Source organism: Desulfatiglans parachlorophenolica (assembly GCF_055394735.1).
Genome location: NZ_AP042460.1, coordinates 1,585,647 through 1,605,625, shown reverse-complemented (window position 1 = coordinate 1,605,625; position 19,979 = coordinate 1,585,647). Strand labels below are relative to the sequence as shown.

Genomic DNA, 19,979 nt, shown 5'->3' with positions numbered 1-19,979 from the left:
GTCAGGAAGACCCTTTCCGGATGAAAGCTAGTCCACCCAAATGTGAAAGGATTTATGGGTGCGGGTGACCTCCTCGGCCAGCACCTCCGCCCGCGTTGTCCTGTCCACCAACTCAAAGGTCTGTGCTGCGGGTTCGCAGAGGACCCGCAGCACCTTCTCGACGCATCGGGAAAGGGCACGCGGATCGTAGCCGCCTTCGAGGACGAAGAGGGTTTTGGCCCCGCCCGGAACCGATCCGAGGTGCAGGATAAGGCGTGTCAGGTCGGCGAAGACGGCTTCGGTCAGATGGGAGCGTCCGATGGGATCGTCGCGGTGGGCGTCGAATCCGGCGTCCACCAGGATCAGCTGCGGCCGGTAGCGCTCCACGATGGGGGGCAGCAAAGTCTGGTAGAGGGCCAGCATATCCTCGTCTTCGAAGTCACGCGGCAGGGGCACGTTGACGGTATAGCCGAGCCCGTCGGCTGCGCCTGCCTCATCGAAGTCGCCCGAGTAGGGGTAGAGCAGTTTGTCGTGGGACGAAAAATAGAAGACCCCCGGATCGTTGTAGAAGAATTCGTGGATGCCGTTTCCGTGGTGGATGTCCCAATCCACGACCAGGATCCTTTCGAGGCCCATCAGACGCTGGGCGTAGCGCGCGGCGATCGCGAGGTTGTTGAAGATGCAGAAGCCGCCGGCCCGGCCTGGGAGGGCATGGTGTCCGGGAGGACGGATCAGGGCGAAGCAGGTGCGGCAGAGACCGGACCATACGGCCTTGAGCGCCTCGATGCAGCCGCCCGCCGCCAGCCAGGCGGCGAGGTAGGTCTTGGCGCTCGCCGGTGTGTCGGGTGCGAGGCTCGTGAACTGGTGCTCGGCGGTCTTGAGAACCTTCTTGATGTAGGCCGGAGTGTGGACGAGTTCCAGGTCGTCCATGGCGGCGGGCTGCGGTGTGATCGCCAGGAGGTTTTCAGGAAACTCCCGGTCGATCATTTCGTAGATCGCCCTCAGGCGGCTCGGGTGCTCCGGATGGGTGTGCCCAGGCAGATGATCGAGATAACGGGGGTCGCGGATGATTCCGATAACGGGTTGCATCGTCTTCCTTTTCGGAGAGGGCGTCCAAGGCTTCATGGAGCGGCCCCGGCGGGTGGCCGGGGCTCCCCGTCGAAGAGTCGAAAACGCCCTGCGCGGCGCTTCGCCGGCTTGCTGCGTTATGGAGGGCGGACCCTTCGGGATTTCTGCTTCTTGTCATTCGGATGGAAAACCGGGTTGTGCCGGATCATCGTTTCCGAAAGGATGTCGCTTGGTGTCCATCCGGAGAGGATTCCGCGGTAGGACCCAGTTTCCAATCCGGAAAGGAGGATTTTGGGCCAATATCAAGGCGATCGAGCGTTTGCGCGGAGGCGACCTGCAGGCCGCCGCACAAGCGAACGTGCAGATCGACGCCGAGATTGGCCCAAAAGACCATTTCCGGATGGAAACTACTTCGGCAGCCCGACGCGCTCCTTAATCAGCGTCTCGATGACGCTCGGATCGGCGATCGTGGAGGTATCGCCGAGTTCGCCCACGCGGCCCGCCGCGATCTTCTGGAGGATGCGGCGCATGATCTTACCGCTCCGGGTCTTGGGGAGGGCGTCCGCCCATTGCAGGGCGTCGATGGTGGCGATGGGGCCGATCTCCTTGCGCACCATCTGGATGAGTTCCTTCTTCAACTCGTCGGACTTCGGGACCCCCGTGTTGAGGGTGACGAAGGCGTAGATGCCCTGGCCTTTGACCGGATGGGGCATTCCGACCACCGCGGCTTCGGCCACCAGATCATGCAGGACGAGGGCCGATTCCACCTCGGCGGTGCCAAGGCGGTGGCCCGAGACGTTGATGACGTCGTCGATGCGGCCGATGATCCAGAAATACCCGTCCTGATCTTTCTTGGCGCCGTCGCCCGTAAAATACATCCCGGGGACCTGGCTGAAATACGTCTGGCGGAAGCGCTCATGGTCGCCGTAGACCGTCCGCGCCATGCCGGGCCAGGGCTTGCGGATGCAGAGCACGCCTTCCTGGTCGGGGAAGCGGGTTTCCTGGCCGGTTTCGTCGAGGATCACCGGATCGACCCCGAAGAAGGGGAAGGAGCAGGACCCCGGTTTGATGGGGGCCACACCCGGCAGGGGGGTGAGCATGTGCCCGCCCGTCTCCGTCTGCCACCAGGTGTCCATGATCGGGCACCAGTCGCGGCCGACATAATGATAGTACCAGCGCCAGGCCTCGGGGTTGATGGGTTCGCCCACCGAGCCGAGCAGTTTGAGCGAGGAGATGTCGTGTTTCTGGACCGGCTCGGGGCCTTCCTTGGCGAGCGAGCGGATCAGGGTCGGGGCGGTGTAGAACTTGGCGACGCGGTATTTCTCGACGATGGCCCAACACCGGTCGAAGCCGGGGTAGTTGGGAACCCCTTCGAACAGGACGCTGGTCAAACCGTCGGTCAGCGGTCCGTAAACGCCGTAGGAGTGCCCGGTCACCCAGCCGATGTCGGCGGTGCACCAGAAGACCTCGTCGTCCTTGAGGTCGAAGACGAGTCGGGTGGTGACGGCTGCGTAAAGGAGGTAGCCGCCGGTGGTGTGGACGACGCCTTTCGGTTTGCCGGTGCTGCCGCTGGTGTAAAGGATGAAGAGCGGGTCCTCGGCATCCATCGGCTCGGGCGCCACGAAATCGGGCAGACCCGGGTCCGCGAGCGCCTCGTGTGCCCAGACCTCGCGCTTCGGGTCAAGCTCGGGCTTCAGACCGGCGCGCTCGAAGACGATCACCGTCTCGACCCCGGGGCAGTTCTTGAGGGCGTTGTCGACGTTGATTTTGAGCGGCACGGGTTTGCCGGCGCGGAATCCGCCGTCCACCGTGACGACGAGCTTCGCGCCGCAGTCACGGATGCGGTTGGCCAGCGCCTCGGCGCTGAACCCCCCGAAGACGACGCTGTGGACGGCGCCGATGCGGGCGCAGGCGAGCATGGTGACGGGCAGATCCACGATCATCGGCATGTAGATGATGACGCGGTCCCCTTTCTTGACCCCCTTTTGCTTCAAAAGGGCCGCCATCTTGTTGACGCGCACATACAGATCCCCGTAGGTCACCGTCTGGGTCTCCTCGGGGTTGTCCCCCTCCCAGTGATAGGCGACCTTGTCTTTGAGGGTCTTCTGGTGGCGGTCAAGACAGTTGACCGACGCGTTGAGGATTCCGCCGCCGAACCAGGCGATATCGGCCTGATTGAAATCGTAGCGCAGCACGAAGTCCCACTCCTTGTCCCACGAGAGGTAGGTCCTGGCCTGTTCGGCCCAAAAACCGTCGGGGTCCTCGATCGAGCGGCGGTAAAGCTCCCGGTACTGCTCGATGGAGTTGATGAAGGCGACCTTCCGATAGTCTTCGAGGTGGGCGTCATACCATCTTGGTGCATCCGTCATAGTCCGTCTCCTTTCACGATGTTGGAACCGGAAATGCGTCCGCGGCTGTCCTGGCCGGAGAGGTGTCCGCCGGTTCACTCTGGTTTTGCAGCCTGCCTGGGGGGCGGGCCGCCCCCGTGCCGCCAGGCCTCCAGGCTGCCCCCATGCATGTCGAGATCGTTATTCTTCCGTCTGATTATCCGGTCCGCTGCGGGCGGACGGTTCGATGTCCTGGAATTGTCCTCGCAGGTCGGTCGATCCTCGGCGCCCCTCAGGGGTTGCCGCCGCAGGGCGCCGGGGAGGGGACATCGTCGAAAAAGGTCTTCAGGGTGACACCGTCGGCATCCTGCGATATGTTGACCGGGTAGGGCAGTTTCTCGAACAGGCGGATCATGGCGCGGTTGCCGGCGGATGTGTAGGCTACGAAGCCCTGAATGCCATGCTGCCGCGCGGTATCCAGAAGCTTGTGCTGGATGATGGACGAAATTCCTTTGCCCTGCCAGTCCTTGGCGACGCTGTAGGCCACCTCGGCCGGTCCGCCGCCGGGACCCGAGAAATAGCCTCCGACGCCGATGACCCGCTCGAAGCCCGGTTCGCCGGTGACGGCAAGGATGGCCATATCGTTTACATAGTCCACCATGAAGACGTCTGCGACGTCCTCGCGGAGGAAACTGGTCTTTTCGTGCAGAAAACGGCGGACCACGTCCTGCTGGTCCATGGCGTAGAAATGCTCCTGGACGAGCCTTTCGTCGGTGGGGCGGGCGGGCCTGAAAAAGACCCTGCACCCGCCGATAGTGCGGGCCTCCTCGATGTCGAGCGGATAGATGCAGCGCATGGTGTCGGCCAGGGTCCGTTCCTGGCCGAGGAAGCCCCTTTCCTTGGCCTCGTGGAAGAGTTCGTCCCGGAAGTCGGGATGGGCGATGCTGATCAGGGCCAGCGCGCGCTCCTGAAGGCTCCTCCCGAAAAGGTTCACGACCCCGTACTCGGTGACGACGTACTGAACGTCACCGCGCGGGACGACGACGGCGACGTTTTCCATGACGGGAACGATCCGGCTGCTCTTTCCGTCGAGGGTCGTCGAAGGGATCATGATGATGCTCTTTCCCTGGGGAGCCTGGCTGGCCCCCCGGACGAAATCCATGAAGCCGTTGACGCCGGTGAAGTGGTTGAAGGGCATGGCGTCGGCCGCCACCTGGCCGGTGAGATCGATGGCCATCCCCACGTTGAGGGAGGTCATCCGGTTGTGGCGGGCGATGATCATCGGGTCGTTCACGTAGTCCGACGGGTGGAACTCGATGCCGGGGTTGTCGTGCAGGAACTCGTAGAGGTTGGTCGAACCGATGGCGCCGCTCGCCACGAGCTTCCCTTCGTTGAAGCCCTTCATGTGGTTGTTGACTACCCCGCTCGAGAAAAGGTGCATGATGCCGTCCGTCAGAAACTGGGTGTGGACCCCCAGGTCGTTCTTGTCCGCAAGGCCGAGCAGCAGCGCCTGGGGGGTTGTCCCCAGGCTGATCTGAAGGGTCGCGCCGTCTTCGATGAGCTTCGCGGCGTGCTGGGCGATCCAGCGGGCCGTCGCGAAGTCGGGTGCCTGCCCGATCGTGATCAGGGGTTCGTCGTGCTCCACGACGATGTCGACCTCGTTCACATGGATGAAGCTTCGCCCGAGCACCCGCGGCATCTGGGGGTTGACCTGGGCGATCACCAGGTCCGCGGATTGGGCGGCGGACATCGTGACGTCGACGCTCACCCCGAGGCTCATCCAGCCGAAATCGTCGGGTTCCGATACCTGGATCAGGGCGACGTCGAGCTTGAGCTGCCGGCTCTTGAAGAGTCTCGGGACGGCGGAGAGGTTGATCGGGGTGATGAAGCGCTTGTTTTCGGAAAGGGCCCTGGGTTTGGCCGACCCGAGATAGAAAGAGCGGACGTTGAAATTGTGGCAGGCGGTCTGATCGGCGATCAGGGTCAGCGGGGTGGTCTCCAGGCTGAGGACCCGCACGATCTCGAGATCGGTAAAGGAGGCCGACTGTGCGGCCAGTTCCCGCACCAGCGCCTGGGGCTCCCCGCAGGAGGTCCCGATGAACACCCGCTGTCCGCGCTTGATCGCGCGGATGGCCTGCGCAGGTGTCCGGCGCTTCGTGACATACTGGTCAGGCCAGTAAGGTGTCCTCGTCTTTTTGGAATGGGCCATATAGTCTGCCACCGCGTCGAATCAATCCTGCATACGGGAGGGGTCGCCGGTCGGCAGGCCCAGTTCGCGCGCCCGCAGGACGCGCCGCAGGAGTTTCCCTGCGCTTGTCTTAGGGAGATTATCAACAAATTCGACTTCCCGCAAGGGGGTGTCGGGAGAAAGATTGGCCTTGACGAAGGCCTTGATTTCCTGGTTCATACGGCCGCTCGGGGAAACGCCCGCCTGGAGCTTCACGAAGGCCTTCAGATGCGGCTGGTTCGGCTGGATGGTCTTTGCAATGACCGCGGATTCAGCCACGGCCGGGTGCTGGAAAAGGATGTGCTCGATCTCGAAGGGGCCGATGACCTTCTCGCCGATCTTGATCAGGTCGTCCATCCGGCCCTGATGGTAATAGTAGCCCTCCTCGTCCATGATGACCATGTCTCCGGTGGAGAACCACCCCTCGAAAGGAAAGTAGGCGAGGAAGCGCTCCCGGTCCTCCCAGATCGCCGTCATGAGGGTGGGCCACGGCGTTTTGAGCGCCAGTTCCCCCATGGAGAGAAACGGGAGCGGTTCGCCCTTTTCGTCGAGCACGGCGGCCTCGATGCCCGGGACGGGCCTGCCCATGGACCCGGGCTTGACGTCCATGGAGGGGAAATTCGCGAAGCAGATCATCCCGGTCTCGCTCATCCACCACGTATCGTGCGGGGAATGGTGGAGATGGTTCCAGACCCAGTAGAAATGCTCGGGGGCAAGGGCCTCTCCGACGGTCAGGATATGCCGCAGGTTGGAGAGGTCATAGCGGGTCGGGAGGTCTTCCCCGGCCTCCATCAGTTTTTTGATCGTCATGGGCGTGGTATACCAGACGCAGACCTTGTGCCGCTCGAGGGTCCGGTAACAGTTCGACGCGGAGAAGGGGTCCCCGAGGACTACGCTCGTCGCCCCGCAGAGCCAGGGCGCGAAGGTGCTGTAAACGGTCGCCATGACCCAGGCCGGGTGGCCGTCCGTCCAGAGCGCGGTCCCGGGCGAGAGGTCCAGCACGTAGCGGCCGGTCATGAGATGGCCCGCCAGGTCGCGGTGGGCGTGTACGACCCCTTTCGGGGGGCCCGTCGAACCGGAAGTGTAGATGAGATAGAGCGGGCTCTCTTCGGCCAGGAGGACCGGAGGCAGGATCGGGGCGTTGTGCGGCAGCCTCTGCGGGACCAGGGTCTCGCGGTTGAAGACCCGCGGCAGCGGTCCCTCTGTGAAGAGGACGTGTTCGATGGGGCCCAGGGCCTCCGGCGGGAGGGATTCGACGGTTTCCGGATGGGCGAGGAGCGCACGGGGCGAGGCGTTCCGGATGCGCTGGTCCAGTTCGTCGAAGCCGAGCGTCGGATAGAGCGGGCAGAAGATGAGCCCCACGCGGGCGCAGCCGAGCATCGCGAAATAGATCTCGGGGCAGGGCGGAAGGAAGATGAAGAGCCGGTCCCCGGCCTTCAGCCCCAGATCGAGCAGCATGGCGCCCCACTGGGAGGAGATCGTCTGGAGTTGCGCGTAGGTCCAGCTGCGTGCCTCCCCTGCACGGTCGAAGAGGAGCGCCGGTCTTTGGGCATGCTCCGGATCCTCCGCCCAGCGGTCGATGGCATGCGTGACGATGTTGAGCGGATCGCCGGGGGACCGGTGCAGTTCCCGGTGGATGTCACCCCAGGTGAAGGTCCGGTAAAAATCGGCATACGCGCCCAGCTGGGCATTCGGGTTTTCGGCCTTGATGCGAGCCTTGATCATGAAGTTACCCTGCAGTGACCGCCGTCATGCGGCGATGTTGAGAAGAGGCCGTCGAGGCCTGAAGAAGGCGCGCCTGGAAGGGCTTCCTCCTGTCCATTGGATCGAGCGCCGGGGCGGAAAGCCGCTGACTGAAAGGCACCGGTCATGCGCCTTCGATTTCGATCCGCATCAGCCTTTCACAGTCGAAGGCGTCACAGAATCGGAACCCGATATTGCGATAGAGCCTTACTGCATGGAAATTGACGGTTTCCACAGTCAGCCAGACACACCCGATGCCCCGGCTCCGGGCCAGATCGAGCGTATGCCGGGTCAGGATGGTCCCGATCCCCTGACTGCGGAAATCCTGATGCACGAAGATCAGGAATTCGGCGTCGCCTTTTGCCGGATCGATCAGGATCGCGGCGTGGCCGATCAGCCGGTTGTCGCGGTGGGCGCAGAGGTTGACCCCGTTTTCGAGGAGAAAGACGACCCATGACCGGCATGCGGCCGGGTTGAGCGGGGGGAGCCCCTGCGAGGCGGGTTTGGGATCGAAGCAGGCGTACATGTCGAGCAGCTCCGGGAGCGCGGAGGCATCCGCCACGCAGAGTTCCACGGGCATCCCGTGCTTGTCGAGACTGGTCACCCTGTTTTCCACCCGATGTGCTCCGTTGCGGCTGGAGCCGCTTCCATCCGCCGACCCGATTCAGTCCCACCCTTCAAAGGCGCCGCGGATTCTCCGGCCTTTTCTCGTCCAGCCGGACCGATGGATTTACGGTGGATCGATCGATGCTGCAAACCGCACGATTTCAGCAGCGTGATCGATCTCGGTGCTGTCGGCCGTATAGGAGCCGAATCCGTTGAAGGTCTTCACGGTGCTTTCGGCCAGGATGGACCCGTCCGCCGGATTGACGAGGACCACCCGGGAAAAGAGCGCGGTGTAGGAGTAGCTGGCGGCGATGCCGCTTCGAGCCGACATGCCCTGGTAAATCGCCCGGGTTTCGACGTCGAGGCGCAGTCTTTTCTCCGCTTGCCCCTTGATCGGCCAGAGACCTGCCGTCATGAGCCGCTTTTCCAGTTCGAAACGCAGCCGGGAAGGAATCGATGGGGGTGTCTCGAGGGCGTCACCGGCCTGGACCTTGCCCAGTTCGACCCGGTAGCCTTTCTCCCGAAGCGGCGATCGATCGGGCGACTGCCCGGCGCTCTGAATCCCTGTGCAGGCTGCGGCGAGGCTGACGATCATGGCCGCGAGGAGGGTCATCGATCCGGGTTTCTGCATGTTGAATCTCCTTCGTGGGGCGAGCGGGGTCCGCGCAGTCACACCGCCTCGCGGTCGATTCCCGTTTGCCCGGGATCAGGGAAACCTGGCGTTCGCGCGGCGGTTGCCCGCAGGCCGCTGCACGAGCAAACGTCCGGATGGGCGCCGAGATTGGCCGGAAAGGCCCTTTCCGGATGGAAATCGAATCATTCCCGAACCAAGCCGGCTGCGCTTCCGAGAAGGCATTTCAGGAGCGTTGCCGCCACAAAAAGAGCATACTCAGTATCGCTTGAAAATTCAACAGGGAAGGCGCACGATCGTGACAGAAATCTGCAGGGCGGCGCCCGGCATGGGAGGCATCGGACAATGGGATCTTCTCAGGAAGGTTGGTATCCGCGTGGTATGCCCCGGTTGGAGGGCAAGGGGCCGCTGCTGCTGGTTTACCCCCCGGTGGCCAAGGTAAGCGAGCCGCCGGCCGGGATCGCACGGCTTGCCGGAGCGCTCGCCCGCCGCGGGATCGGGTGCGTTGTCCTCGATGCCAACTTCGAAGGGCTACTGAGCCTGATCCGGACACCGCTCGGGGCAGGCGGCCGGTGGACGGAGAGGGCCGTCCGCGGAGTGGAGCGCAATCTGGGGATGCTTTCCTCGTGGGATGGGTATGTGAATGTCGATCGCTACAAACGGGCCGTCGCGGATCTGAACCGGGTGGCCGGGGCGGCTGCGGCCCCGTCCGGGGTGCGCGTAACCCTGGCCGACTATGAAGACCCGGCCCGCTCGCCGGTGCGCAGCGCCGACCTGCTCGCGGCCGCCGAGGCCCCGGAGAAGAACCCGTTTTTCGGCTGGTTCAGCGGGCGCCTGGAAGCGATGCTGCTGGCCCACGCCCCGTCGATAGTCGGTTTTTCCCTCAATTATCTGAGCCAGGCCCTCACCGCCTTCGCCATGGCGGGTCACCTCAAGAAGCTCGACGGGAGGCTTCGTGTGGTCTTCGGGGGTGGACTCGTGACCTCCTGGCTGCGCCGGCCCGGTTTCCGGAATCCTTTCGGGGGCCTCATCAGCGACCTGGTTGCGGGGCCCGGTGAGGGGTTTCTGCTCGAATGCTTCGGGATCGACAATCCAGGCGCGGGCAGCCGCCCCCACCTCGCGGAGTTCTCCGGCTGCACCTACCTTGCCCCGGGGCTCATCCTGCCCTACAGCGCCTCGAGCGGCTGTTATTGGGGGCGCTGTTCCTTCTGCCCGGAGCGGGCGGAAGGCAATCCCTACAGGCCTGCCCCGCATTCGAGCGTGCTGGAGGATCTCACGGTTCTCGCACGCGCCCATCGACCTGTGCTGATCCATCTGCTCGACAACGCCCTCAGCCCGGCGCTCCTCGAGCGTCTGGCCGCGGGCGGCGGCCCCTGCGTGCCGTGGTACGGTTTTGCCCGCGCCTCGGAACTCCTGGCTGATCAGGATTTGTGTCGGGCGCTCAGAAGGTCGGGCTGTGTGATGCTCAAACTGGGGCTCGAATCCGGGGACCAGGGCGTCCTCGATGCGATGGGGAAGGGGGTGGGCGTCGAGACCGCGGCGCGCGTCCTCACGAGCCTCAGAAGGGCGGGGATCGCAACCTATGTCTACCTCCTCTTCGGCACACCCGGCGAGGACCAGGCGGCGGCGCGCAGGACGCTCGAATTCACGGTGCGGCACCGGGAGGCGATCGGCTTCCTGAACCTGGCGGTCTTCAACCTGCCGATCCACAGCCCCGATGCCGGCACGCTCGCCACGGACCCCTTTTACGCGGGGGACCTTTCGCTGTATACCGGCTTCATTCATCCGCAGGGCTGGGACCGCCCGATCGTCAGGCGGTTCCTGGACCGGGAGTTTCGTCGCCACCCGGCGGTGGCGGCCATCCTGCGCCGTGACCCGCCGCTCTTCACCTCCAACCACGCCCCGCTCTTCTCCATGGCCCGCGCCGCCAAGGGGCGGCCGCCCGAAGGCAGGCGCTGAAGCCTTGGGGCTGCCCCGACCGGAGCGGGGTTCGATGGTGATTGCGCCCGGGTCGAGCGTATGCAGCAGGTTCGACAGCGGCGGGTTCGGCCCCGTGCTCGAAGGGCGCCTGCCGGGGCCCGATCGAGGGACGCCTATTCCGGCACGTTGCGGCGCAGTTCCTCCAGCCAGACCTCCGCCTCCGAGTCGCTCGGGGCCCGCCAGTCGCTCCGGGGGGAGAGGGATCCGCCGGAACCCACCTTGGGCCCGTTCGGGATAGCGCTGCGTTTGAACTGGCTGATCTTGAAGAACCGGTAGAGAAAGACCTCGAGCCACTTCCGGATCGCAGCCAGGTCGTAGGCGTGTCGATTTTCCAGCGGGATGAAGGGGGGCCAGGGGCCTTTTTCCGAATCCTTCCACGCGTGGTGGCAGAGAAAGGCCACCTTGCTCGGGCGGAACCCGAAACGCGTGGTGTAGTAAAGGTTGAAGTCCTGCAGTTCGTAGGGGCCGATCCGGGCCTCGGTCTTCTGAGCCGGCTGTTCGGATCGACCGCTGCTGTCGGGGACGAGTTCGGGGGAGATCTCGGTTTCGAGGATCCCCTGGAGCACGGCATGGGTGGCATCGTCGAACTGCCGGGTGTGGATGACCCAGCGGATCAGATGCTGGATCAGGGTCTTCGGCACGGAGACGTTGACATTGTAGTGCGACATCTGATCTCCGACGCCGTAGGTCGTCCACCCCAGCGCCAGTTCGCTGATGTCCCCGGTCCCGAGAACGATGGCGTTGCGGAAGTTCGCCAGGCGGAAGAGGTGGGAGGTGCGCTCTCCGGCCTGTACGTTTTCGAAGGTCACGTCGTAAACGGACTCCCCGCGGGCATAGGGATGGTCGATGTCCTTGAACATCTGTATGCAGGAGGGCCGGATATCGATCTCCTTTGCCGTGATTGCGAGGGCGGACATGAGGCGGTGGGCGTTTTCGAGGGTCCTGGTGCTCGTGGCGAACCCCGGCATGGTGTAGCCGAGGATGTTGGCGCGTGGCAGCCCGAGGCGGTCCATGGTCTTGGCCGCCACGATGAGGGCCTGGGTGGAGTCGAGGCCGCCGGAGATGCCGATCACCACCCGCTCGAGACCGGCTGCTGTCAACCGCTTCATGAGGCTGTGAACCTGGATGTTGTAGACCTCGAAACACCGATCGTTCAGGACGTGGGGTTCGCTCGGGACGTAGGGGAAGCGCAGGACCTCGCGCATGAGCGCGTTCTCCCCTTCGGGGACGGCAAAAGTGAAGGGCACGCGGCGAAAGGTGCGCAGCTTTTCCCGGTGGTCTCCAACGGCATCGCTGAAACTGGTCGTTCGCATGCGTTCCTGGAGCAGGCGTTCGAGGTCGATGTCGGCCAGGATCATCTGCTCCTCCTGGGCGAAGCGCTCCGACTCGGCGAGCAGATCGCTGTTCTCGTAGATCAGGGCGTAGCCGTCCCATGCGACGTCCGTGGTGGATTCACCCGGGCCGGCGGCTGAATAGAGATAGGCCGCGATGCATTTGGAGGACTGGGAGGCGCAGAGAAGACGGCGGTGATCGGCCTTGCCGACGGTGATGTTGCTGGCCGAAAGATTGGCAAGAATGGTGGCCCCGGCCATGGCCGCATAGGTGCTTGGGGGGATGGGGGCCCAGGCGTCCTCGCAGATCTCGACATGCAGGTTGAAGCCCTCTGGATTGGAGGCCTCGAAGATCAGGTCGCTGCCGAAAGGAACGTTCTGTCCGGCAAACAGCACCTCACGGGCGACGGCCTGGCGTGCGGAGGTGAACTGCCTCTTTTCATAGTATTCCCGATAGTTTGGAAGGAAACTCTTGGGCACGATGCCGAGCACTTCCCCCTGGTACAAAACGACGGCGCAGTTGAAGAGGCGGCCTTCGAAGCGGAGGGGGGCCCCGACGAGCAGCACCGGCTTCAGGGGGCGGCTCGCCTCGACCAGGTGTTCGAGGGCGGAGCGCGAAGCGTCCAGCAGGGCGTCCTGATGAAAGAGGTCCTCGTTGGAGTAGGCGGAAAGACCCATTTCCGGGAAAAGGGCGAGGGCCGCTCCGGCATCCGACGCCCGCCGCGCGAGGCTGAGGGTCCGTTCGAGGTTGTAGACGGGGTCCGCCACCCGGACATAGGGCACACAGACGGCCGCTCGAATGAAGCCATGGGTGTACGGTGAGAAGAAAGGGTGCGTCATGGGGCTCCTGACTGCGGTTGGGGAAAGGGTTGCCTCTGAATCGACCGGGGTGCGGGCCCGCTCGATCCTGGAGGGAATTCGTGCTGCGGCCCGGGGGGTGTCGCTTCCGGGTCCGGTCGGGCATGCCTGAGGGCATGCGCGACCCAAGCTTTTCCTATAGCCTGCAAGGGCGTTAGAATCAAGTCAAATGACGAGGATATCACAGGTTTATTTTGCTTTTAACGTCGGCGATTTTTTATGTATGATAAAAAATTTGGTGGGGTCGGTCTACCGAAGGGGAATCCGGTGCTGACGGCGGGCGGATTTGCCGGCGGCCGCGATGGCTTCGGAACAGGGACGAGTCGAGCGGGGCGAAGCGTCTGACGGCCTTTGGGACCAGGTTTGGTTTGGCCGCCTGGAAGGCGGGTTGTTCAGCCTGGGATGAAGAGATCGCTGGAGGAAGCGGAGATGCCCCCGCACACGCGGCCGAGCGGGTTTCATGCTCGAAAACGGTATGCTGTGAGTGGAGGCGCCTCCGCACACGCGACCGTATGAAAAATCCGATGGATGGATGACGGGCCGGGCGTGTCCGCCGGCCTCCGGGTCAGAAATTTGCGTTAGTTTCCATCCGGAAATGATTTCCCGGTACAACCCAGCTTCCAATCCGGAAATGAGGATTTTTCTTCACCGCTTCGCCGCTCAGTCCCACCGCTGCGCGGCGGGTCCCGGTTTGGCCAATATCAAGGAAATCAAGCGTTTGCGCGGAGGCGACCTGCAGGTCGCCGCACAAGCAAACGTGCAGATTGAAGCCGAGATTGGCCAAAAAGACCATTTCCGGATGGAAACTACGTTAAGTGTGAGACAGGATGATGATTGAGCCCGAGCGCCACCCAAAAGGCACGATCGGCAGGGATGGGTCGTCGAGTGCGGTGCAGCAGGTCCTCAAGGCCTTCGACGACCTGGAGAAGGAAGGCAGGTCCTTGGCCTCCGCGTTCCAGGGGCTTCGAACGGGTTACGCCGCTCTGGCGGAGCAGGAGCGAACGCGCCTTTTCATGCAGATGCTCGAGCGGGTCGAGGTCTCGAAGGCCTCCGTTGCGCCTTCCCTCGAGGCCCTTGTGCAGTGCGACGAGGGCGATCCGCAATGGCCCGGTTTTTTAGCCGATCTGCGCCGGCGTGTGCTGTCTCCGCGTTTGAAGCGTTTCCGAAAGCTCGCCCATATTCCGGGGGGGCTCAAATTCATCCTGGATTTCAGGGGAGATCTGCTGGGGGCGCAGCGCGAGGGAGGCGTCGAACTCGGGGCGTTGGACGCCGATATCGTGTTTCTCCTCGAGATGTGGTTTCAGGAGGGGTTTCTGTACCTGGAAGAGATCACCCTCGATTCCTCCTACCGGCAGATCGAATTGATCAAGAACAACGATATGGTGCACCCGATGACGCGCATCGAGGAGATGGGGCGGCGCCTCGGAAAGGACCGGCGCTGCTTCGCTCTCTACCACCGTCTGCTGCCCTTCGAACCGGTGATTTTCATCGAGGTGGCCCTCACCTCGGGGCTTGCCCGCAGCATGGAGGAGGTGCTTACCCCGGCGGGGGAAGGATCGAGGATCGATACGGCGATCTTCTACTCCATCAACAACACGCAGAACGGTCTGGCGGGGCTTGGTCTCGGGAGGATGTTGATCGGCAAGGTCGTGGAGTACCTGCGCGGGGAGAATGAACAGGTTCGGACGTTCGCCACGTTGAGCCCCATCCCGGGGTTCTGGAAACGGTACCTGCACCCTGTCCTGGAGGGCCGGAAGGCGGATGTCCGATGGGGATGCCGCGAAATCGCCGGCCTTTTTTCCAGGAAGGGGGCGGCGGCGGTCAGGGCGCGTTCGGACGGCGGGGTGGAGGGGCATGAGGCCTTCTGCAAGTCCCTGGCCGGTATCCTCGACGACGAGCGGTGGGTCGGGGACGAGGAACTGGGGCGGAGTCTCGAAGGGCCGTTGAAGCGGATAGCCTATTCCTACCTGACGGAGGAAAAGACGGGGCGCGGGAAACCGCTGAACCCCGTGGCCGCCTTTCATCTGGGAAACGGTGCGACCGTGGCCCTGCGCCACGTCCATTTCCTGGCCAACACGACGCCGAGGGGGCTGCAGGAGTCCTGCGGACTCATGGTCAACTACGTCTACGATTCAGATTGGCTTGGGCAGATTCGTAGGACATTTCAATGGTTTGAGCTGATGGAGGTGCGGGGGATTTTCCGGCGGCGCTGACGATGGCTCACCTCCATTTTACCTTGACACGCTTCCGTGCCTCTATTATAGTTACTTTATAGCTAAATAGTAGCGATACACGATGACGATAATGTAGAAGGGAGATATAGCAGCGATAGAAAATGACGATAGATATTGGCAGGAACAGACGCCTGCAATACGCAGATTCCAGCGATAAATCGACCCCGCAAGGGGCCCCTGATTTCACCCCATATCTTTAAATGCCGGCAGCGTCCCGTCCGTCCGGGCGGCGGAAGACCCGCGAGGGGCTTCGTGCAGCCTTCGGCCGAGGGAGGCGGCCTGTCCGCAGAGGAGGCTTGTTTTCTATGGATATCGCCAAGGTCATACCGGAGATTCAGGAGATTGTGGGCGCCGACAACGTTTTTCACGATCGGGTGGAATGCCTCAGCTATTCACGGGATATGTCGGTCCACCAGGGTGCCCCCGATGCGGTGGTTTTCGCGAAAACGACCGAACAGATCGCGGCCATCATGAAGATCGCGCACCGCGAGAAGATCCCGGTCACCGCGCGGGGGACCGGAACCAGCGTCACCGGGGCGGTGCTGCCGGTCAAGGGCGGGCTGTTGCTGGATCTCCATCAGATGAACAACATCCTCGAGATCAACAAGGCGGATTTCTATGCGCGGCTCGAACCGGGCGTCGTCTGCGTGCAGCTCAACAACCGGCTTGCCAAAGACAACCTCATGTTTCCCCCGAACCCGGGGAGCGAGGTGGTCGCCACCATCGGCGGGATGGTTTCGACCAACGCCAGCGGGCACCGCGCCGTCAAATACGGGACCACGCGGGATTACGTCAAAGGTCTGAAGGTGGTCCTGGCGGACGGGTCCGTCATCGAGACGGGCACGCGGGCGCCCAAGACCTCGCTCGGCTATGACCTGACGCATCTGTTTACGGCGGCGGAAGGGACCCTCGGGATCATCACCGAGGTCATCGTCAAGCTGGAGCCCAAACCCGAGTATGCGGCGCTGGCCCTGGCCATCTTCGGCGATTTGAACGCCGCGGGCGACGCCGTGACCGAGGTGACCACCTCCGGCATCAAACTGGCGGGGTGCGAGATCCTCGACAAGAACAGCATCAAGGTTGTGGAAAAGGCGCTCGGTCGCGACGCGAGCAAGATCGAGGCGATCCTCATCATGGAGGCGGACGGGGTCAAGGAAGTGGTGGTCCGCGACATGGAGAAGATCGGCGAGATCTGCCGGAAGTGGGGGGTCCAGGAATTCGAGTGGACCGACGACCCCCACAAGCGGGAGGAGATGATGCGGGCCCGCGGCGGGCTGGTGCCGACCCTCTCGCGCCTGAGGCCCGGCAACCGGCTCGTGCCGATCGCAGAGGACCTGGGCGTCCCCTCGAGCAAGATCCCCGAGACCATCCGTCGCGCCCAGGAGATCGCCAAGAAGTACAACGTCCTGATCGCTACCTTCGGACACGTCGGCGACGGGAACGTCCACACGACTTTCGTCTCCGACGTGCGCAGCCGCGATGACTGGAACCGTCTGAAACCGGCCGTCGAGGAGTTGGTCGCGACCGCCCTGGAGATGAAGGGGACCCTGAGCGCCGAGCACGGGAGCGGCTTGACCCGTGCGCCCCATATGGAGATGCAGCTGGGTCGTTCCTTGGATCTGATGCGAAAGATCAAGCAGGCGCTCGACCCGGACAACATCCTCAACCCGGGCAAGATGGGCCTCGACGACCTGGAGCGGAAGTCCGACATCTACGACTACTTCGCCTTCCAGCCGCTGGTGGAGCACCCCGAGGGTCTGAATTCGCTCGGAAAGACCTTGGACGACGAGGTCCTGGCCTGCATCCATTGCGGCTTCTGCCGCCTGGGATGTCCGACCTTCAGCGTGACCCACCGCGAGTCCCGGAACGCGCGCGGCCGCAATGCGCTGGCTTTCTACTTCATGAACGGCAGCATCGAGCCCTCGAAGGAGTTGGCCGAGGCCTTTTACTCCTGCACCACCTGCCAGGCGTGCACCTATTTCTGCCCCGCCCGGATCCGTGTGGACGAGATCGTCGAGGGTGTGCGCAGCAAGCTCTACGATGCCGGGTTCGTCCCGGAGTCGGTCTTGGCCATTCGGGACAACATTCTGAAGACCGGCAATGTCTATGCGAGCGCCCAGGCCGATCGGATCGAGATCTACCCGCCGGCCCTGAAGGAAAAGGCAAATAAAGGTGAACTGAAGGCGAAGGCCGAGACCCTGCTCTTCATGGGGTGTGTGCCGAGCTATCTCGATATGAAGATGGTCCCGAGTCTGCTCAAGCCGCTGGATGAGGCGGATGTGGATTACACGGTTCTCGCTACGGATGAGAACTGCTGCGGGTTCCCGCTCTTTCTGATGGGGTCGAAAGACTTCGAGACGCACGCCCTCCAGTTGATGGAGCGGATCGAGGCCACGGGAGCCAAGGAACTCGTCACGCCGTGCGCCGGGTGCTTCAAGACCTTCAAGAAGCTTTATCCGAAGCTGCACGACATGGGCATCGAGGTGCATCACTCGGTGACCTACTTCGACAAGCTGATTCAGGAAGGGCGCTTGAAGTTCAAGGGGGATCTCGGCAAGAAGGTCACCTATCACGACCCGTGTGATCTTGGGCGCGCCCTGCAGATTTTCGAAGAGCCGCGCCGCATCCTGCAGGCGATTCCGGGGCTCGAATTCGTCGAGATGGCGCGCAATCGGCTGCAGGCCCGCTGCTGCGGGGGCGGCGGCGGTGTCCAGGCGTTCGACCCCGAGATGTCCGTGGCGATGGCGGCCGAACGGGTCCGGGATGCCCTTGCGGTCGGGGCCGAGATCATCGTCTCGGGATGCGCAGCCTGCAAGGACAACCTGAGGAAGGGTGCCAAGGCCATCCCCAAGGGGGAGCGCGGCAAGATCAAGATCATGGACATTACGGAGATCGTCGCCGACGCCATGGCGTCTGGAGAAGGGGTGCATTGACGTGGGAGAAAAACCCTTGAGAAAAGAGATCGCCGCCGGCAAGATCCTCAAAAAGATCATGGCCGACCACTTTTATGAACTGGACGCGGCCGCCAGGAAACGCAGTCCGAAGATCGCCTGGTGCACCAGCGTCGGGCCGGCCGAGCTGCTGCGGGGAATGGGGTTTCTGGTGTACTTTCCCGAAAACCACGGCGCCATGCTGGGGGCCACGCGGATGGCGGCCGAGCTGATTCCCTACGCAAACGCCGTCGGCTATTCGCCCGATATCTGTTCCTATTTGACCTCGGACATCGGGTCCTACCTCCGGAAACAGACGCCGCTCACCAAGGCCTATGGGATCGAATCGGTGCCGCTGCCCGATGTCCTGGTCTTCAACACCAACCAGTGCCGGGATGTGCAGGACTGGTTTGCGTGGTATTCCCGGGAATTGAACGTGCCGCTGGTCGGGCTGTACACGCATCGCGACATCGGTCCCATCCACGACTATGAGCTGGAGGATATCGCCCAGCAGATCCGGGACCTGATCCCGCCGCTCGAAGAGATTGCCGGGACCCGCTTCGACATGGACCGCTTCAAGGAGGCGCTCGGCCTTTCGAGGAGGACATCGGAGCTGTGGCGCGCCTGCCTCGAATCGGCTGCCGCCATTCCTTCGCCGTGGACCTTTTTCGATGCCACGATCCACATGGGTCCTGCCGTGGTGGCGCGCGGTACGCAGGCTGGGGTGGATTACTACGAATTGCTCCTGGCGGAACTGCAGGAGCGCGTGGCGGACAAAACGGCTGCCGTCGACGGTGAGCGCCATCGAATCTATTGGGAGGGGATGCCGATCTGGGGCAAACTGAGGCCGCTCTCGGATCAGTTCGCCTCTCTGAAGACCTGCGTGGTGGCCTCGACCTACTGCAACAGCTGGATATTCGATCAACTGGATCCGGACGACCCCTTCATGAGTATGGCGCGCGCGTATACAGAGCTTTTCATTGTCCGCGACGAGCCATACAAGGAGGCCTACATCCGGGAAGCGCACGAGCGGTTTCGATTCGACGGTATCCTTTTCCATGACGCCAAGACCTGCCCCAACAACTCCAACAACCGCTACGGCATGCCCGAAAGGCTCATGCGGAACCTGGGGATCCCCGTTCTGACGATCAATGGCGATCTGAACGATCTGCGCTGCTACAGCGAAGAACAGACGAAGACCAACATCGAGGCTTTTATCGAGCAACTGGAAGAGGATTGAGCGTTGGAGGGAATCTTTGCGGGTGTGGATGTCGGGGCCTCCCGCACCAAAGTGGCCCTGCTGGATGAAGATCGGCAACTGGTTGGATGGGCGGTTCTGAAGTCGGGTACGGACTTTTCGCGCACGGCCGAGGCAGGCTTGTTGGCGGCGTTGGAGGAGGCCGGACGCGGGCGGTCCGATATCCAGGGATGTGTTTCGACTGGATACGGCCGGAAAAACGTTACGTTTCACGATGGCACCAAGACCGAGATCAGTTGTCATGCGAAAGGTTGTTTTCATTATTTTCCGATGGCCATCACGATCATCGATATCGGTGGTCAGGACAACAAGGTCATCAAGCTGGATGACCACGGAAGACGGATTACCTTCAAGATGAACCGCAAGTGCGCCGCGGGCACGGGGGCCTTTCTGGAGGAGATGTCCGCCAGGCTCGATATCCCGTTGGAAGAAATGAACGCGCTTGCGGAGGCATCCACGGACATGGTCGAACTGGGCAGCTACTGCACCGTGTTTTCGGCCACGGAAGTGCTGGAGAAGATCCGGCAGGGAAAGAAGGTCCCGGACATCGTGAAGGGGCTTTTTTTTTCGGTCCTGAAGCGGGTGCTCGAGATGGATTCGTTGACCGAACGGGTCGTCATGACCGGGGGGGTCGTCGCGCACAATCCTTATTTGGTAAGGATGCTCGAGGAGATGGTGGATCGGGAGATCCTGGTGCCGCCGTTTCCCCAATTGACCGGTGCGGTGGGGGCGGGCCTGTTCGCGATGGAAGCCCCCGTTAGTTTTCGCTGAAAAGCGGCTCCTGGAAGCCGGTATCACCCTGTAAAG

The 19,979-nt window shown here is 62.9% G+C and carries 14 protein-coding genes; 5 read left to right on the top strand and 9 right to left on the bottom strand.

What is annotated here, in order from left to right; all coding sequences use genetic code 11:
• Positions 1 to 27: 27 nt before the first annotated feature.
• The 7 genes from ACZ500_RS07595 to ACZ500_RS07565 form a co-directional block, all read right to left on the bottom strand.
• Positions 28 to 1,068 (bottom strand): histone deacetylase family protein, encoded by a 1,041-nt coding sequence (locus ACZ500_RS07595; protein WP_464231904.1) that lies wholly within the window; start codon positions 1,066 to 1,068, stop codon positions 28 to 30.
• A gap of 184 nt (positions 1,069 to 1,252) precedes the next feature.
• Entirely contained in the window at positions 1,253 to 1,441 is a 189-nt protein-coding gene (locus ACZ500_RS07590) for a hypothetical protein (RefSeq protein ID WP_464231903.1), read from the bottom strand.
• A 13-nt stretch (positions 1,442 to 1,454) separates the two neighbouring features.
• Complete coding sequence (gene acs / locus ACZ500_RS07585; RefSeq protein ID WP_464231902.1) at positions 1,455 to 3,416, bottom strand: acetate--CoA ligase; 1,962 nt, start codon at positions 3,414 to 3,416, stop codon at positions 1,455 to 1,457.
• Between the two features lie 250 nt (positions 3,417 to 3,666).
• Entirely contained in the window at positions 3,667 to 5,583 is a 1,917-nt protein-coding gene (locus tag ACZ500_RS07580; protein ID WP_464231901.1) for a GNAT family N-acetyltransferase, read from the bottom strand.
• Between the two features lie 21 nt (positions 5,584 to 5,604).
• Complete coding sequence (locus ACZ500_RS07575; protein WP_464231900.1) at positions 5,605 to 7,326, bottom strand: AMP-binding protein; 1,722 nt, start codon at positions 7,324 to 7,326, stop codon at positions 5,605 to 5,607.
• A 142-nt stretch (positions 7,327 to 7,468) separates the two neighbouring features.
• Entirely contained in the window at positions 7,469 to 7,960 is a 492-nt protein-coding gene (locus ACZ500_RS07570) for a GNAT family N-acetyltransferase (RefSeq protein ID WP_464231899.1), read from the bottom strand.
• Positions 7,961 to 8,074: 114 nt separating this feature from the next.
• Positions 8,075 to 8,581, bottom strand: coding sequence for a hypothetical protein (locus ACZ500_RS07565; RefSeq protein ID WP_464231898.1), 507 nt, complete (start codon positions 8,579 to 8,581; stop codon positions 8,075 to 8,077).
• A 408-nt stretch (positions 8,582 to 8,989) separates the two neighbouring features.
• Between ACZ500_RS07565 and ACZ500_RS07560 the strand changes: the two genes are divergently transcribed.
• Positions 8,990 to 10,540: a B12-binding domain-containing radical SAM protein gene (locus ACZ500_RS07560; RefSeq protein ID WP_464233015.1), complete on the top strand. Its 1,551-nt coding sequence runs from the start codon at positions 8,990 to 8,992 to the stop codon at positions 10,538 to 10,540.
• A gap of 134 nt (positions 10,541 to 10,674) precedes the next feature.
• Here the strand turns inward: ACZ500_RS07560 and ACZ500_RS07555 are convergent, their stop codons facing one another.
• Positions 10,675 to 12,732, bottom strand: coding sequence for an NAD(+) synthase (locus tag ACZ500_RS07555; protein WP_464231897.1), 2,058 nt, complete (start codon positions 12,730 to 12,732; stop codon positions 10,675 to 10,677).
• Positions 12,733 to 13,315: 583 nt separating this feature from the next.
• Positions 13,316 to 13,543 carry a hypothetical protein gene (locus tag ACZ500_RS07550; RefSeq protein WP_464231896.1) on the bottom strand — a complete coding sequence of 76 codons (228 nt, stop codon included), beginning with the start codon at positions 13,541 to 13,543 and terminating at the stop codon, positions 13,316 to 13,318.
• A gap of 34 nt (positions 13,544 to 13,577) precedes the next feature.
• On the opposite strand from ACZ500_RS07550, the gene ACZ500_RS07545 reads away from it, so the two are divergent.
• The 4 genes from ACZ500_RS07545 to ACZ500_RS07530 all read left to right on the top strand — a co-directional run bounded on the left by ACZ500_RS07545 (position 13,578) and on the right by ACZ500_RS07530 (position 19,943).
• Positions 13,578 to 14,963, top strand: a complete 1,386-nt coding sequence (locus tag ACZ500_RS07545) for a malonyl-CoA decarboxylase domain-containing protein (RefSeq protein ID WP_464231895.1) — start codon at positions 13,578 to 13,580, stop codon at positions 14,961 to 14,963.
• A 326-nt stretch (positions 14,964 to 15,289) separates the two neighbouring features.
• Positions 15,290 to 17,917, top strand: a complete 2,628-nt coding sequence (locus ACZ500_RS07540) for an FAD-binding and (Fe-S)-binding domain-containing protein (RefSeq protein ID WP_464231894.1) — start codon at positions 15,290 to 15,292, stop codon at positions 17,915 to 17,917.
• A gap of 58 nt (positions 17,918 to 17,975) precedes the next feature.
• Positions 17,976 to 19,154 carry a 2-hydroxyacyl-CoA dehydratase subunit D gene (locus tag ACZ500_RS07535; protein ID WP_464233014.1) on the top strand — a complete coding sequence of 393 codons (1,179 nt, stop codon included), beginning with the start codon at positions 17,976 to 17,978 and terminating at the stop codon, positions 19,152 to 19,154.
• A gap of 3 nt (positions 19,155 to 19,157) precedes the next feature.
• Positions 19,158 to 19,943 (top strand): acyl-CoA dehydratase activase, encoded by a 786-nt coding sequence (locus ACZ500_RS07530; RefSeq protein WP_464231893.1) that lies wholly within the window; start codon positions 19,158 to 19,160, stop codon positions 19,941 to 19,943.
• Positions 19,944 to 19,979: the final 36 nt, after the last annotated feature.

Bases quoted from the DNA above. Each gene is read 5' to 3' on its own strand.
- ACZ500_RS07590 (WP_464231903.1), bottom strand. From the start codon at position 1,441: ATGGTCTTTTGGGCCAATCTCGGCGTCGATCTGCACGTTCGCTTGTGC.
- ACZ500_RS07580 (WP_464231901.1), bottom strand. From the start codon at position 5,583: ATGGCCCATTCCAAAAAGACGAGGACACCTTACTGGCCTGACCAGTAT.
- ACZ500_RS07540 (WP_464231894.1), top strand. From the start codon at position 15,290: ATGGATATCGCCAAGGTCATACCGGAGATTCAGGAGATTGTGGGCGCC.
- ACZ500_RS07575 (WP_464231900.1), bottom strand. From the start codon at position 7,326: ATGATCAAGGCTCGCATCAAGGCCGAAAACCCGAATGCCCAGCTGGGC.
- ACZ500_RS07565 (WP_464231898.1), bottom strand. From the start codon at position 8,581: ATGCAGAAACCCGGATCGATGACCCTCCTCGCGGCCATGATCGTCAGC.
- ACZ500_RS07555 (WP_464231897.1), bottom strand. From the start codon at position 12,732: ATGACGCACCCTTTCTTCTCACCGTACACCCATGGCTTCATTCGAGCG.
- ACZ500_RS07535 (WP_464233014.1), top strand. From the start codon at position 17,976: ATGGCCGACCACTTTTATGAACTGGACGCGGCCGCCAGGAAACGCAGT.
- ACZ500_RS07545 (WP_464231895.1), top strand. From the start codon at position 13,578: ATGATGATTGAGCCCGAGCGCCACCCAAAAGGCACGATCGGCAGGGAT.
- ACZ500_RS07550 (WP_464231896.1), bottom strand. From the start codon at position 13,543: ATGGTCTTTTTGGCCAATCTCGGCTTCAATCTGCACGTTTGCTTGTGC.
- acs (WP_464231902.1), bottom strand. From the start codon at position 3,416: ATGACGGATGCACCAAGATGGTATGACGCCCACCTCGAAGACTATCGG.
- ACZ500_RS07595 (WP_464231904.1), bottom strand. From the start codon at position 1,068: ATGCAACCCGTTATCGGAATCATCCGCGACCCCCGTTATCTCGATCAT.